Source organism: Acutalibacter sp. LFL-21, assembly GCF_025630755.1.
Lineage (GTDB): Bacteria > Bacillota > Clostridia > Oscillospirales > Acutalibacteraceae > Acutalibacter > Acutalibacter stercoravium.
Map to the genome: position 1 here is coordinate 37,625 of NZ_JAOTNT010000002.1, position 15,328 is coordinate 52,952.

Consider the following 15,328-nt stretch of genomic DNA (forward strand, 5'->3'; position numbering starts at 1 on the left):
GGTTTGGGGGTTAGATGGAGTCTTTTAGCCGGCCAATCTGGCTTATGATGTCCTCTAATTCCCGCTGGACGCGCCTACTATCCGCTAGGGTTGTCCGTCCCAAGACCAAGCAATCTAAGGTCGTGTTAAAAGTGTCAGATAGAGTTACCAGCAGGTCAAGGGAGGGGTTTCGCCTGCCTTTCTCGATTCCTCGGTAATTATCCAGGCTAGTATGTAATAAGTCAGCCATTTCTTGTTGAGTTTTTCCACGCTCCTTACGCAACTTCGTAATTCTCATTCCAAATTCCTTCGGATTATATTTCACAAGGATTCCTCCAATCTGATTCTGGGTATTGGGCGACCGAAATCAGACGGGGGAGGAGAACGAGGGAGATGACGGATTATTCGTGCAGGCGATGCAGAAAAATCCCAATGGGCATACAAAAAGGCCGCAGTCATCCATACGACTACGGCCTCAATGTGTTGGGGTTGGGGAGAGATGCCTCCTGGGTGGTATTTACTTCGGTATCGCCAGTACGCCATTTACTGCCCCCGTTAGGGGCAAGCTGGCAAGGGTCACTAGTTTTCCCCAGGTTCTGAGGAAAGTATACCTAATTTCAACAGAATGTTTTGTCAAAACGGGGTTGTGAAGGTGATTTTTTCATAGATTAACTCGATTGTGTCGGTTGCCATGGAAACATTCCTGCGTTTTTTCCCCGCACCACCCTGACTTCACTTGGTGGGGCTCCTGAAGATGCGTGTGGCGGTGAAACCAGGGCTTCGAATTGTGAGAATTGAAGACCGTGTGCGCCGGTTTGTATTTGTGGGCGCGGAAACATCTGGTGGAGAGTTTCCATTTGCTGACAAGCGAGGCAAAAAGGAGTAGGGTACGCAACCATGGCTATTTTTTCTTGACAGATTAGTTACAACTAACTATAATAACACTCAGACAGAGCTTACAAAATTGCCATGGAAGGTGGTACGCTTATGTTTATAGTCCGCCCATACCAGGAGAAAGACGCGGCGGCCTGCGGCCAGTGCTTTTTTGAGGGCTTTTTTACAGGCCCGATCGATGGGAATGACCGAGCCTTTTTGCGCGATTACGCCCAGGTTCTTATTGAAAAGTGCAGCTTTTCTTATGTGGCGGTAGCATCGGACGGACAGGTAGGCGGCTTCGTCTGCGGCAAGTACAACAAATCTTTTGATAAGCGTCTTGCTGGCAGAAGCGACACCGAGCGTCATTACGGCCGGTGGCTGGCCATGTTTTTGAAGTTCTATCTAAAGGGCTACAAACTGTCTCCGGCGTTTCAAGCGCAGTTCGATGCCTTTTTCCGCCAGCTGCGGCAACGGGAAGAGGAGCCTTTCCAGGGCTGTGATTTGGAATTGGTAGCCCTCTCTTCCCGAAAGGCCTATCGAAAAGGAGTAGGTACTGCCTTAGTCACCCGATTTATCAGCCGGGCCCAGGCTGACGGTGCTGGTTCTATCCGCCTGTTGACCAATACCCTGGCCTCCTGGGAGTTTTACGAGAAGCGGGGTTTTTGCATTATCTGGGAAAAGCCATTTCCCGACAGCTCCGGTGAGCGGACAATGGTCTATGAATACCGTGGGAAGGAGCGGTGAATATGGAGGGGAGAGAAAGGGAAATCCGCTTGGGGACTCACGGGGAGGACTATGGTAGTTGGATGTCCAACCCGGTCTTTTACATGGTAGGCGCTCTGCTGGCCCTATCGGCGGCACTGGACGCCCTGTCCTTTGCGGTGTTCCGCATCGCCGCACTGGGTATCCTGTTCTCTGTTGTCGCGGCGGCGCTGCTGGCCCTGCTGGTCTGGATCACATGGATCCGGAAACAGTACGCCTTCGGGGGCGGAGGGATGATGGAGCGGGTACATCAGGTCGTCCTCTCCCATTTGGATTTCAACGGCCAGGGCAGCCTCTTAGAGGTGGGCTGCGGCTCCGGGGCGCTGTCCATCCGGGCGGCGCTTACCTGGCTGGAGGCCGAGGTCACCGGCATCGACTATTGGGGTGCGGCCTACGGCTACGGCCAGACCATGTGCGAGAAAAACGCCGGGAGCGAAGGTGTGGCAGCCCGATGCCGGTTCCAGCATGGGGACGCGAACAAGCTGGACTTCCCGGACGGGAGCTTTGACGCCGTGGTGAGCAACTATGTGTATCACAACGTCATGGGTGCGGACAAGCGGGCGTTGCTGTTGGAGACCCTTCGGGTGCTGAAAAAGGGCGGCGTGTTCGCCCTCAACGATGACATGAAGCCCCGGATGTACGGGGACATGGAGGAGTTCGCCCAGGAGCTGCGGGATATGGGCTATACGGAGGTTCGGCTCATCGACATGGCCCAGGAGGCCTTCGGCTCCCGCCGGCGTGCAGCCATGATGATGCTGGGGGATTCCCGGATGCTGGTGGGCCGAAAGTGATGGATAGCGTCAAGAAGAGGAGGCGAACGGATGTTAGCGGAATTTCTAGCTGACCGGGGAGACTGGACACCGGTAATGCCCGGCGCACGGGCCTGCCTGTTCTCTCTGGAGGAGGGGACTTTTCCCCTGCCGCTCCAACTGGAACGCCTGCGCTTTGAGACCCTGTTCTGCCTGCGGGGGTCCGTGACCTTGACCCGGCGGGAAGGGTCATTCCTGACCGCCAGCGCCCAGCAGGTGCTGATTCTCACGGACCTCTCCAATCTAGCCGGGGCCAACGTGGACGCACCCTTGGAGGGCGTTTTGGTGGCGGTGGACGCCCGGAACGCCCGGGAAAGCCTGCAAACCATTTGTGATTTACTGGGCAGGTTGACTTTGGACACAACCCGGGTCCGGAATTGGATGGCCAGCCGGGGCGGCTGCGCGGTGGTAGGCCCTACGCAATGGAGCCGGGCAGCCTTTGCCGACCTGGACAACCTTCCCAAAAGCGAGCGGGCACGCTGGTGCGTGTGGAAGTCGGTGGAGCTGCTCTATCTGCTCTCCGCCCAGGAGGAACAGAAGATAGATGCGTTTCCAGGTTCTATGCCGGAACGGAATATTGCCCGCTCGCTGGCGGAAACCCGCCGGTACATGGAAGAGCACCTGGACGAGCCTCTCACCATCCCTGTTCTGAGCCGCCGGGCTTGCCTCTCCGCCACTGCGTTTAAGGAGGAATTCCGTCGGTTGTATGGCCTACCCGTCCACGCTTGGCTGCGGCAGCGGCGGATGGAGCGGGCAGCCCAACTACTGCGGGGCTCCTCCCTCAGCGTGTTGGGGGTAGCCCAATCGGTGGGATACAGCAGCGCCAGCCAGTTCTCTGCCGCCTTTCGACGGCAGTACGGCATGACGCCGGCTGTATATCGGAAAATGTCCGAATTGGCATAACCTTGTCCGATTTAGTGATACACGGACTTCTTCCTCTGCTATAATATTTCAATACGCAAAGAGACATGTTTGTTTCCAGACAGGAGGGGATCTTGATGAAACAACATCGCTTCTGGGCCTGGGGCGCCGTGATCTGCATGGTCATGGTGATGATCACGGGCTACAAACGCAAATAATATAGAGCAGAAAGGAAGAATTCCCCATGATGAAGCACTATGTTAGACTGGCCTGCTTCGTGGGCGGCGTCCTGTTTGGCTCCGCCGGCGTAAAGCTGCTCGCCAGCAAGGACGCCAAGAAGGTCTATACCCACATTACCGCCGCTGGCCTGCGGATGAAGGACAGTGTAATGGAAACCGTTACATCTGTCCAAGAGAACGCCGCCGACATTCTGGCAGCCGCCAAGGACATCAACGAGGACCGGGCCACAAAGGAAGCCGAGGCTCAGGTAGAGGGCCAGGAGGCCTGAAAAAACGCGGAGGGGAGCCGGGAAACGGCTCCCTTTTTCCATGAGGAGAGATTTGCTATGAGAGCTACCATCGAACACGAGAGCCGGGGCAGGATGCGCCTGCGGCTCCGGCAGAAGAATATGACCATCCGGCAGGCGGACCTGCTGGAGACCTGGCTGAAAGGACAGCCCTGGACAAAAGAGGCCGTGGTCCACGAGCGCACCTGCTGCGTTATTGTGACCTATGCGGGTGACCGGGAGATGGTGCTATCCGCCATCGGCGGCTTCACCTGGGCTAAAGCGGAGGAAACAGTTACCCTGCCCGGTCACAGTGTCCGGGAATTGAACCGGGAGTTTCAAGAGAAGCTTGTGGGCAAGGTGCTTATGAAGGGGGCTTCGGCTCTGTTTCTGCCCGCTCCCTTGCGCGTCGCTCGGGTAGTATGGCACATGGTGCCATTCATCCGCAAAGGCCTTCGATGTCTGGGCCGGGGCAAGCTGAAGGTGGAACTGCTGGACGCCCTGTCCATCGGCATCTCCGCCTGCCGCCGGGACTTCGGCACCGCGGGGATGGTCATGTTCCTGCTGGAGATCGGCGAGCTGCTGGAGGACTGGACGAGGAAGAAATCCGTGGCCGACCTGGCGGAGAGCCTGTCCCTCAACGTGGACCGGGTGTGGCTGCAAAGTTCGGCCGGCGAGGTGCTCACCCCCATCGGCCAGGTAAAACCCTGCGATCGGGTGCTGGTCCGGGCCGGGGGCGTCATCCCCCTGGACGGCGTAGTGGCGGAGGGGGAGGTCACCGTGAACCAGGCCTCCCTCACCGGTGAATCCGTCCCCGTGGCCAAGACTCCCGGCGGCGCGGTGTACGCCGGTACCGTAGTGGAGGAAGGTGAGTGCGTCCTGGAGGTAAAGCAAGTCTCCGGCCAGGGCCGTTACGACCAGATTGTGGAGATGATCCAGCGGTCCGAACAGATGAAGTCTGCCGCCGAGGCCAAGGCGTCCGGCTTGGCGGACAAACTGGTGCCCTACACCTTCGCCGGGAGCCTGCTGAGTCTGGCGCTCACCCGAAATGTGACCCGGGCCCTGTCGGTGCTCATGGTGGACTTCTCCTGCGCGCTGAAGCTGGCCATGCCCCTGTCGGTGCTCTCAGCCATGCGGGAGGCGGGCCGGGAGCACATCACCGTGAAAGGCGGCAAATTCCTGGAAGCGGTTGCCAAGGCTGACACCATTGTCTTTGACAAGACTGGCACCCTGACCCACGCCTGCCCCCGGGTGGCCCGGGTCATTCCCTTCAACGGTATGGAGGAGACGGAGATGCTGCGCCTGGCCGCGTGCCTGGAGGAGCACTTCCCCCACTCCATGGCCAACGCCGTGGTGGAGGAGGCCCGCCGCCGTGGGCTGAATCATGAGGAACGCCATGCGAAGGTGGAATACCTAGTGGCTCACGGCATCGCCAGTTCGGTGGATGGGGAGCAGGTGCGTATCGGCAGCGCCCACTTCATCTTCGAAGATGAAATGGTGACCATCCCGGAGGGCGAACAGGCTAAGTTCGACTCCCTGCCCCCGGAGTATTCCCAGCTCTATCTTGCCATTGATGGAGTGCTCTCCGCCGTGATCTGCATCTCCGATCCTCTGCGGGAGGAGGCGAAGGACGTGCTTTCCGCCCTGCGGGGCCTGGGCGTGAAAAACGCGGTCATGCTTACCGGGGACAGCCCCCGCACCGCCGCCGCCATCGCCGAGCAGCTGGGGGTAGACGACTTCCGGGCCGGGGTGCTTCCCTCAGACAAGGCGGACTATGTTGCCGCCCTGCGGCGGGAAGGGCATACCGTCCTCATGGTGGGGGACGGCATCAACGATTCCCCAGCCCTCTCCGAAGCGGACGCGGGCATCGCCATCAGCGACGGAGCGGCCATTGCCCGGGAAATCGCCGACATCACCATCGCCGCCGACAGTCTGTGGGAGCTGGCGCGCCTGCGGCAACTGGCCATGGCCCTGATGCACCGCATCCAGAACAACTACCGTTTCGTCATCGGCTTCAACGGGGCGCTCATCGGCCTGGGAGTATTGGGGCTGCTTCCTCCTGCCACCTCCGCCATGCTCCACAACCTGTCCACTCTGGGGGTGAGCCTTCACAGCATGAGCGCTCTGCCGGTGGACGGGCAAGAGATAAAGGTAGTGAAGGAGCTGTAAAGCTCGGAAAACCCCGCATGAGTTTATTTCGATTATCGACCGAACGGAGGGCGAAATATGTAGAAGGATGTATTCTATCTGATCGGCGCTGTGGTCGGCGCATTGTTGGTGCTGCTGGCAGTAACGCCTATATTGGAAATTATCTTTCGATATATGGCGGTATGGATACCCAGAGCTATGTGCTGCTCATGCAGAGCGCAGTAACTGGCTTTCAGATTCTGGGCGGTGTTCTTCTGGGCCTGTTCGGCGCGGCGTATCTTTTCCGGCGCAAACCGTAAACGGCGATTTTATATGCGAATGGCCCGGCGTGCGACAGTACGCCGGGCATTTTTCATCCTGCGCCGTAGAAAATTTTCCTGCGCCTCTTGACAAATGAGCCTGGCGGCTGTACTATAACAATGTTATATAACGGCGCTATAAGGAGGAGCCCCATGGAAGAAAAATCTGGCACAACATTGGAGAAAATCCAGGAGGCCGCTCTGACGGAGTTCCTGGAGAAGGGCTTCCAGGGGGCCTCCCTGCGGCAAATCGTGAAGAACGCCGGGGTGACCACTGGGGCCTTCTACGGGTACTTCTCCAGCAAGGAAGCGCTGTTCGCCTCCATCGTGGAGCCCCACGCCAAGGTGCTGATGGGCCGGTTCATGGAGGCACAGACCTCTTTTGCCGAGCTGCCCGAGGAGGAGCAGGCGGTTCACATGGGGGAGGAATCCGGCACCTATGTGAAGTGGATGGTGGACTACATCTGCCAACACCGGGAGCCGGTGAAGCTGCTCCTTTGCGGGGCGGAGGGCACTGGGTACGAGCACTTCGTCCACAACATGGTGGAGGTAGAGGTGGAATCCACCCTCCGCTATATGGAGGTGCTGCGGCATCTGGGTCGGGATGTGCCGGAGCTGAGCCAGTCCCTTTGCCATATCATCGCCAGCGGTATGTTCAGCGGACTCTTTGAGATTGTGGTCCACGATATGCCTTGGGAACAGGCCATGCGGGACGTGGAACAGTTCCGCCAGTTTTATACCGGAGGATGGCTGAAATTGATGGGGGAATGATCCCTGTCTTTTTTTGAACATTGGTTAGTATAAACTAACTTTTAAGGAGGTTTTTCCATGAAGCAAAAGAAACAAAGCGATATCGCGACCCTATTGGACTACGCGGGGAGCCACAGAAGGCTGACCTTTCTGGGCCTGGGCCTGTCAGCGGTGTCCATGGTGTGCAGTATGGTTCCCTACCTTTGCGTCTGGCTGGCGACCCGGGACCTGATTGCCGTGGCCCCTAACTGGGCCCAAGCCCAGAGCGTTGCCCGGTACGGGTGGCTGGCCTTCGGGGCCGCGTTCGGCGGCATCGCGCTGTACTTTTTGGGGCTGATGTGCACCCATCTTGCGGCTTTCCGCACGGCGGCCAACATCCGCAAGCGGGGGGTGGCCCATGTGATGGACGCACCCCTGGGCTGGTTCGACGCCAACGCCTCCGGCCTCATCCGGGGACGGCTGGACGCGGCTGCCGCAGACACAGAGACCCTGCTGGCCCACAATCTGGCGGATATCGTGGGGACCATCGTCCTGTTCGTGGCCATGCTGGCGCTGCTGTTCGTCTTTGATTGGCGGATGGGCTGCGCCTGCCTGCTGGCGGCGGTAATCTCCATTCTCACCATGTTCGCCATGATGGGGGGCAAGAACGCCCAGATTATGGCGGAGTACCAGGCGGCCCAGGACCGCATGACCAAGGCGGGTACCGAGTATGTCCGGGGCATCCCGGTGGTGAAGATCTTCCAGCAGACGGTCTATTCCTTCAAGGCCTTTCAGCAGGCCATCGAGGAGTACAGCGCCAAGGCCGAGCATTACCAGGCGGATGTGTGCCGGACGCCCCAGTCCATCAATCTTACCGTCACCGAGGGCGCTTTCGTGTTCCTGGTGCCGGTGGCCCTGTTCCTGGCCCCAGGGGCTTTGGCCGCCGGGGACCTGGCTGGGTTCATCACCAATTTCGCCTTTTACGCGGTGTTCTCCGCCATCATCTCCACGGCGCTGGCGCGGATTATGTTCGCCTCCTCCGGCATCATGCTGGCCAGCACCGCCCTGGGCCGCATCTCCACGGTCATGGACGCCCCAGAGCTGAAAGCGCCGGAGCGTCCCAAAACGCCCCAGGGCAGCCGGGTGGAGTTTCAGGACGTGAGCTTCACCTACGACGGGGCGGAGACGCCCGCCCTGTCCCACGTCTCTTTCACCGTGGAGCCGGGGCAGACCGTAGCGCTGGTAGGCCCCTCCGGGGGCGGCAAGACCACCGCCGCCAGCCTGATTCCCCGGTTCTGGGACGTGTCCTCCGGCGCGGTGACGGTGGGCGGCGTGGATGTGCGGGACATGGACCCCCACGCGCTCATGGAACAGGTCGCTTTCGTTTTTCAGAACAGCCGGCTGTTCAAGACCTCCATCCTAGAGAACGTCCGGGCCGCAAGGCCGGAGGCCACCCGGGAGCAGGTGCTCGCTGCCCTCATGGCCGCCCAGTGCGGAGACATCCTGGAAAAGCTGCCAAAGGGCATGGACACTGTGATCGGCACGGAGGGTACCTACCTCTCCGGCGGGGAGCAGCAGCGTGTGGCATTAGCCCGGGCTATTTTAAAGGATGCCCCCATCGTAGTGCTGGACGAGGCCACCGCCTTTGCCGACCCGGAGAACGAGGCCCTGATTCAGAAAGCCTTCGCCCAGTTGACGAAGGGCCGCACGGTCATCATGATCGCCCACCGCCTGTCCACCGTGGTGGGGGCGGACAAGATTCTTGTCCTGGACCAAGGGCGCGTGGTGGAACAGGGTACGCACGGGGAACTGGCCGCCGCCAGCGGGCTGTACGCCAAAATGTGGGCGGACTACAACCGGGCGGTCCAGTGGAAAATCATCAGCGAGCAGTAAGAAAGGGGCGAGGGAAATGTTCGGCAAAAAATTCCAGCGCAAATACGCCCTGACCGACCAGGGCCTGAAAAACACCAAGAGCGGCGCGTTCTGGACTGTCATTACCAACCTGGTGGTCATGGGCGGCATGGGCATCCTGTACCTGCTGATTGGGGGCTTCATGGATACCCTGACGGACGGCGCGCCCCTGCCGGGGGCGGCGCTGCCCCTGGCCCTGACGTTGGGGTTCGTCCTGCTGTCCTTTGTGACGCACCTGCAGCAGTACCGGGCCACCTACGGCCTGGTGTACGGCGAGGTCAAAACCACCCGCCTGCGCCTGGCGGAGCGGCTGCGGAAACTCCCCTTGGGCTACTTCGGCAAACGGGACCTGGCGGACTTAACTGAAACCATCATGGGGGACGTGAACCGGATGGAACACGTGTGGAGCCACGTGCTAGGCTACCTGTACGGGGCCTACATCTCCACCGCCATCGTTGCCCTGTGCCTGCTTTTCTACGACTGGCGGCTGATGCTCGCCTGCCTGTGGGGGGTGCCGGTGGCATTTGGTCTGCTGTTCGGAAGCCGGAGGGTCGCGGCCCGGAGCTCCGAGATAACAAAGAAAGCCGCCCTTCGGGTCTCCGACGGCATCCAGGAGGCCTTGGAGAACGTCAGGGAGATTCGGGCCTCCAATCAGGAGGAGCGGTATCTCTGCGGCCTCTATGAGAAGATCGACCAGCACGAGAAGGTCACCATCCAAGGCGAGCTGACCACCGGATTGTTTGTCAACGCCGCCAGCGTCATCATGCGCCTGGGGGTGGCCACCACCATCCTGACGGGAGCCAGCCTGATCCTCTCTGGGCAGATCAACTTCATGGTGCTGTTCCTGTTCCTTCTGGTCATCACCCGGGTGTATGCCCCCTTCGACCAGAGCCTGGCCCTCATCGCGGAGATGTTTGTTTCCCAAGTGTCCGCCGACCGCATCAACGAGATCTACGAAACTCCCATCGCCAAGGGAGTGGAGACTTTCCGTCCACAGGGCCACGACATTGTTTTCGACCATGTGGGCTTCGCCTACGACAAAAAGCAGGTGCTCCGGGACGTGAGCTTCACCGCCAAGGAGGGGGAGGTCACAGCGCTGGTGGGGCCCTCCGGCTCTGGCAAGAGCACCTGCGCCCGGCTGGCCGCCCGGTTGTGGGATGCCACTGAGGGGACCGTCCGGGTGGGTGGTGTGGACATCGCCTCTGTGGACCCGGAGGTGCTGCTCACCGATTACTCCATGGTGTTCCAGGATGTGGTGCTCTTTGATGACACTGTCATGGAGAACATCCGCCTGGGCAAACGGGGGGCCACCGACGAGGAGGTGCGCGCCGCCGCCAAAGCCGCAAATTGTGATGAGTTTGTACAGCGGCTTCCCCAGGGCTACGACACCTCGATTGGAGAGAATGGCACCAAGCTCTCCGGTGGGGAGCGGCAGCGTATCTCTATTGCCCGGGCGCTCCTAAAGGACGCCCCCATCGTCCTTCTGGACGAGGCCACCGCCAGCCTGGACGTGGAGAACGAGACAAAGGTGCAGGAGGCCCTGTCCCGGCTCCTCCGGGGCAAGACGGTGCTGGTCATCGCCCACCGGATGCGCACCGTGGCGGGAGCCGACCACATCGTGGTGCTGGAGGACGGCCATGTGGCCCAGCAGGGCAGGCCGGCGGAGCTGATGGAGCAAGGCGGCCTCTACCGCCGCATGGTGGAGCTTCAAAGTGAGAGCGCTAGGTGGCAAATTAGATAAACGGCTTCCATATACAGTAGAGACATTGCGGATTCATAAAGAGCGCATTTATAGAAACGCCGGTCAGAGGAATACCTCTCCCTGCGTTTCTTTTTTCGCCTGTATCCAGTATTGTATTTCTTTAGCCAGCCCATCCAGAATGGTACGCATCCAGTATATATTCCATATATCCTATTCCTGCATGAAAAAATAAAGGGAAACGTTCTGCTTGTTTCCCCACCTTGACAAAGATGGAGGGGAGGGCGTATACTAATTTCTGCGATTAGCTGCAACTAACCTGGCGCTTTTCTAGGCGAAGCGCAATTTCTGGAAGGTGGAAGAAACTATGCTCTTACTCAACAAAACCCTCTTGCGGATGGCGAAAGGCCTGTGGGGGTGGATTTTTCTCATCGCGGGGCTGAAGGTGGCGGCCCTGGTAGGCACGGCGGCTTTTGCCCAGATTATTTCCGGTTTTTTGGGGGACCTGACAAGCCCCCAGATGACGGCGGCCGCCGCGGGGCAGGCTGTCCTTTCGGCGCTGCTGACGGCTCTGCTGCTGCTGGGGGCGGAGCTCCTCACCGGCGAGGCGGAGTACCGCTGCACCGCTAAAGCCCGGCTTTCCCTGCGGCGGGCCATTTTCTCCAAAGCGCTGGAGCTGGACGTGGGCAATATCGAAAGGATCGGCCCCGTTTCCGCCATTACCTCCGCTGTGGACGGGGTGGAGGCCATGCAGGTCTATTACAGCAAATACCTGCCGGGGCTACTTTACTGCCTGGCAGCCCCTTTCTACCTCTTCTGGAGGATGGGCCAGGTGTCCTTTCTCCCGGCGGCGGTACTGTTTGTAGTTTCTCTGGTGCTGCTGCCGGTGAACAACCTGTTCCGGGGGCACATCGAGAAGCTGAAATCCGGCTATTGGGCCTCCATGGAGGACCTGACCGGCACCTATCTGGAGAATGTCCGGGGGCTGAGTACCTTCAAGCTCTTTGGCAGGGACGGGGACCGCCAGCGGCTTTTAGAGGAAAAGTCCCAGGACTTCAACCGCAAAGTGATGGGGGTGATGAAGGTGAACTTCTCCTCTTTCCTCCTGACGGATGGGCTCATCTACGCTTCGGTGGCGGTGGCGGCGGTGCTGGCCGCTGGGCAGCTGCTCACCGGGGAGCTGTCCTTTTCCGGCGCGCTTATGGTGCTGCTTCTGTCCTTTGGATTCTTCGGCTCTGTGCGCCAGCTGATGAACGCAACCCACTCCGCCCTGGCCGGGGTCTCCGCCGCGGACAAAGTGGAAAAGCTCTTGAATATCGACACCGCCCGGCCCTGCCATCCCGACCTGCCCCGCCAGAACCGGCCCTTTGACGGAATCCGCCTGGAGCACGTATCTTTCGGTTACCAGGGGAGGCAGGCGGCTCTGCGGGACGTGTCCCTGGACGTTCCCCGGGGGAAAACAGTGGCCCTGGTGGGCCTTTCCGGCAGCGGGAAGTCCACCATCGCCAGCCTGCTCATGCGGTTTTACGACCTGGAACAGGGCCGCATCCTGCTGGAGGGCTGGGACTACACCTCTTTCTCGCCGGAGGAGCTGCGAAAACGGGTGATTTTGGTGCCACAGTCAGTAAGCCTGTTCTCCGGCACCATCGCGGAGAATCTTCGTATGGCCGATCCCAACGCCACTAACGCGGACTTACTGGAGGCCCTGGACCAAGTGCGGCTGGGGGACTGGGTTCGCGCCCAGCCTCTAGGGCTGGAAACCCCGGTGGGGGACTCCGGGGGCAAGCTTTCCGGAGGCCAGCGGCAGAAGCTGGGCATCGCCCGGGCGTTGCTGAGCAGGGCGGAGTACCTCATTTTTGACGAGGCCACCTCCAGTGTGGACATGGAGAGCGAGAGGGAAATCTGGAACTGCATTGAGGAGTTGGCCCAGACCAGGACGCTGGTTCTCATCTCCCACCGGCTGTCCACCATTCGCAGCGCCGATGTGATCTATGTGCTGGAAAACGGCGCCATTGCCCAACAGGGCAGCCATGGGGAGCTGATGGAGGAGCCGGGCCTCTACCGCCGCCTGGTAGAGGAACAGGCCCAGCTGGAACGCAAAGGAGAGGAGGGGTTGTGCCATGTCTAAGCGGTTTTCCTATTCCATCCCCCAGATGACGGGCCGGCTGCTGCGTATTGCCGCCCCGGTGAAAGGGACGCTGGCGGTGTCCACCCTGGCCAGCATCCTGGGGAACCTGGCCCAGATGGGGATTATGGGCTTTGGCGCTTTGCTGCTGCTCCGGTGCGCCGGGTGGGTGGAGGGCTCCCTCTGGGTGTTTGCCGGGCTGATGGCCCTCTCCGCCCTGCTCATTGTGCTGGGACGGTATGTGGAGGGTGTGGTCTCTCACGCCGGGGCCTACAAGCTGTTGGCCTCCATGCGGGTCACCCTGTTTGAGAAGATCCGAACCCTGGCCCCTGCCTGCCTGATGGACAGGCAAAAGGGGGACCTCCTGAATATCGCCGTGTCCGACATCGAGACGGTAGAGTTTTTCTTCGCCCACACCATTGGCCCCCTGTTCACCGTGGTAATCCTGCCCTGCGTCACCCTGGGGCTGGCGCTGTGCTTTCACCCCCTGTTCGCCGCCGTGCTGCTGCCGGTGTACCTGGTAGTCAGCGTGGTGTTCCCGCTGATTGCCGTGAAAGCGGGCCGTGGCGTGGGGCTGCGCTACCGCACCCGGCTGGGGGAGTTGAAATCCTTGGTACTGGAGAGCGTTTACGGCCTAAAAGACATCCAGATTTTCGGCTTTGGCCCGGCCCGCCTGGCCCAGGTGGAGGAAAAGAACCGGGAGATCAACAAAGCTGCCCACGGCCTGACCCTCCACCGGCAGACGGTGTCCAGCGCCCCCACCTTCTTTGTGTACCTGGCCAGGATTCTCATTATCGCCACGGCCTCCTATTTGGCGGCCCAGGGCAGTCCCCACCCGGTGGGGACGGTGGTGCTCTCCTTTGTGGCGGCGGCCTCCTTTTCCTCCACCCAGTCGCTGACCATGGTGGTCTCCAGCCTGCTGGAAACCTACGCCGCCGCCGAGCGTTTGTTCCAAATCGAGGACACCCAGCCCCAGGTGACGGAGCCTACCCACCCCAAGGCCTGCGGCCCCATCCGGGAGATCTGCTTTGACCAGGTGGGCTTTTCCTACGGAGGGAATCCCGTGCTGCGGAACTTCTCCCTCACCCTGTCCGGCCGGGAGAAGGTGGGCGTCATGGGGGAGAGCGGCGTGGGGAAATCCACCGTGCTGCGGCTGCTGCTGCGGTTCTGGAACCCCCAGCAGGGGCAGATCACTGTAAACGGCATCCCAATCCAGGAGATTTCCCTCGACGAACTGCGCCGGCGCATCGCCCTGCTGGAGCAGGAGACCTTCCTCACCAGCGGCAGCCTGGGGGAGAATATCGCATTGGGGAAGTCTGATGCTACAAGGGAGGAGATACGGGAGGCCGCCCGGCAGGCTGGGTTGGCGGACTTTATCGAAACCCTGCCCCAGGGCTACCACACCCCCATGGGGGAGATGGGCGCCCGGCTCTCCGGGGGAGAACGCCAGCGGGTGGGCATCGCCCGTGTGCTGCTGCTGAACCCGGATGTGATTGTGATGGACGAGCCCACCAGCAGTCTGGATGTGCTCCACGAAAAAGAGCTGCTGCAAACGCTGGAGGAAGCCTGCCGGGACAAGCTGCTGCTCCTTGTGTCCCACCGGCCCTCCACCCTCACCGGCTGCGGCCGCATTGTCCGCCTGGAACAGGGCCGGGCCGTAGAACAACACGTTAGGAGGAATGAGAAATGAAAGCCGCAAAATCCCAAACCATGCTGCCGGTGGCGGGCACGGATATGCTCCTGCCCGTGACAGAGCTCACCGGGGAGAAGAAAGGGGAGACCATCACCCTTTCGGCCGGGGTCCACAGCCGGGAATACGCCGGGGTGCAGGCCCTTACGGAGCTGGCGCAGGAACTGGACCCCCGGCAGGTGCGGGGCACAATCCGCCTCCTCCACTGCTGTAATTATGAGGGGTTCCTCCGGCGCAGCGCCGATGTGGTGCCCCAGGACGGAAAGAACCTAAATCGGGAATTCCCCGGCGATCCTGGGGGAACCCCCGCCCAGCGGCTGGCCGCCTTTTTGGAGCAGGAGTTTATCGAACGCACCGACTATCTGGTGGATTTTCACTCCGGCGGCTTTTGCGAAAGCCTGACGCCCCATCTCTACTTCCACGGCACCGCCGCCCCGGAGGTGCGGGCGGTTTCCCGGCGGATGGCGGAGCTCACCACGGTGCCCTACCTGGTGGAATCCTCCGCGGAAAACGGCTTTTACAGCTGGGCGGGACAGCGGGGTGTGCCAGCCATTCTGCTGGAGCGGGGCGGCTGTGGCCTGGTAGAGCCCGGCGCCATCGAAGGCCATAAAAGGGACGCGCTGCGCTTGCTCAGGGGCCTGGGTTTCCTGGAGGACGGCGAACCGGTGTCCTCGGCAGCCCACCAAGTCATCACCACCGCCTTTTACGTGGACGCCCCGGAGTCCGGCTGCTGGTACCCCGCAAAAGCGGCTGGGGATTTCATCCGGGAAGGGGAGATGCTGGGGGAGATCCGGAATCTATTTGGCAAGGTTTTATGCCGGGTCACCGCCAAGGCGAGCGGGGTCATCCTCTACCAGACGGCTTCCCTGGGCATTGAGAAAGGCGCGTCGTTGGTGGCCTATGGGAAGCTGTGAGGTTCCCTATATGAATCAAAC

At 60.6% G+C, this 15,328-nt stretch carries 13 protein-coding genes; 12 read left to right on the plus strand and 1 reads right to left on the minus strand.

Features of this window, described 5'->3' with window-relative positions; genetic code table 11:
• Positions 1 to 10: 10 nt before the first annotated feature.
• Positions 11 to 277, minus strand: a complete 267-nt coding sequence (locus tag ODJ80_RS02475) for a helix-turn-helix domain-containing protein (protein WP_263040775.1) — start codon at positions 275 to 277, stop codon at positions 11 to 13.
• Between the two features lie 689 nt (positions 278 to 966).
• Between ODJ80_RS02475 and ODJ80_RS02480 the strand changes: the two genes are divergently transcribed.
• The 12 genes from ODJ80_RS02480 to ODJ80_RS02535 all read left to right on the plus strand — a co-directional run bounded on the left by ODJ80_RS02480 (position 967) and on the right by ODJ80_RS02535 (position 15,307).
• On the plus strand, positions 967 to 1,599 hold the full coding sequence (locus tag ODJ80_RS02480) for a GNAT family N-acetyltransferase (protein ID WP_263040776.1): 633 nt from the start codon (positions 967 to 969) through the stop codon (positions 1,597 to 1,599).
• A 2-nt stretch (positions 1,600 to 1,601) separates the two neighbouring features.
• Entirely contained in the window at positions 1,602 to 2,408 is an 807-nt protein-coding gene (locus ODJ80_RS02485; protein WP_263040777.1) for a class I SAM-dependent methyltransferase, read from the plus strand.
• Positions 2,409 to 2,438: 30 nt separating this feature from the next.
• Complete coding sequence (locus tag ODJ80_RS02490) at positions 2,439 to 3,329, plus strand: helix-turn-helix transcriptional regulator (protein WP_263040778.1); 891 nt, start codon at positions 2,439 to 2,441, stop codon at positions 3,327 to 3,329.
• A 202-nt stretch (positions 3,330 to 3,531) separates the two neighbouring features.
• The gene (locus tag ODJ80_RS02495) at positions 3,532 to 3,795 is read left to right on the plus strand and encodes a DUF6110 family protein (protein ID WP_442863882.1); all 264 of its coding nucleotides are present in this window, start codon (positions 3,532 to 3,534) and stop codon (positions 3,793 to 3,795) included.
• Positions 3,796 to 3,852: 57 nt separating this feature from the next.
• Positions 3,853 to 5,961 carry a heavy metal translocating P-type ATPase gene (locus ODJ80_RS02500; protein WP_263040779.1) on the plus strand — a complete coding sequence of 703 codons (2,109 nt, stop codon included), beginning with the start codon at positions 3,853 to 3,855 and terminating at the stop codon, positions 5,959 to 5,961.
• A 17-nt stretch (positions 5,962 to 5,978) separates the two neighbouring features.
• Positions 5,979 to 6,239: a hypothetical protein gene (locus tag ODJ80_RS02505; protein ID WP_263040780.1), complete on the plus strand. Its 261-nt coding sequence runs from the start codon at positions 5,979 to 5,981 to the stop codon at positions 6,237 to 6,239.
• 153 nt (positions 6,240 to 6,392) lie between these two features.
• The gene (locus tag ODJ80_RS02510; protein ID WP_263040781.1) at positions 6,393 to 7,010 is read left to right on the plus strand and encodes a TetR/AcrR family transcriptional regulator; all 618 of its coding nucleotides are present in this window, start codon (positions 6,393 to 6,395) and stop codon (positions 7,008 to 7,010) included.
• 57 nt (positions 7,011 to 7,067) lie between these two features.
• Complete coding sequence (locus ODJ80_RS02515; RefSeq protein WP_263040782.1) at positions 7,068 to 8,861, plus strand: ABC transporter ATP-binding protein; 1,794 nt, start codon at positions 7,068 to 7,070, stop codon at positions 8,859 to 8,861.
• A gap of 16 nt (positions 8,862 to 8,877) precedes the next feature.
• Positions 8,878 to 10,620, plus strand: coding sequence for an ABC transporter ATP-binding protein (locus ODJ80_RS02520; protein WP_263040783.1), 1,743 nt, complete (start codon positions 8,878 to 8,880; stop codon positions 10,618 to 10,620).
• 325 nt (positions 10,621 to 10,945) lie between these two features.
• A complete protein-coding gene (locus tag ODJ80_RS02525) occupies positions 10,946 to 12,706 on the plus strand; it encodes an ABC transporter ATP-binding protein/permease (protein ID WP_263040784.1) in 1,761 nt (586 codons plus the stop codon).
• A complete protein-coding gene (cydC, locus tag ODJ80_RS02530; RefSeq protein WP_263040785.1) occupies positions 12,699 to 14,393 on the plus strand; it encodes a thiol reductant ABC exporter subunit CydC in 1,695 nt (564 codons plus the stop codon). Before ODJ80_RS02525 ends, cydC begins: the two co-directional genes overlap by 8 nt.
• A complete protein-coding gene (locus ODJ80_RS02535) occupies positions 14,390 to 15,307 on the plus strand; it encodes a M14 family metallopeptidase (RefSeq protein ID WP_263040786.1) in 918 nt (305 codons plus the stop codon). Before cydC ends, ODJ80_RS02535 begins: the two co-directional genes overlap by 4 nt.
• The last annotated feature ends 21 nt before the right edge of the window (positions 15,308 to 15,328 follow it).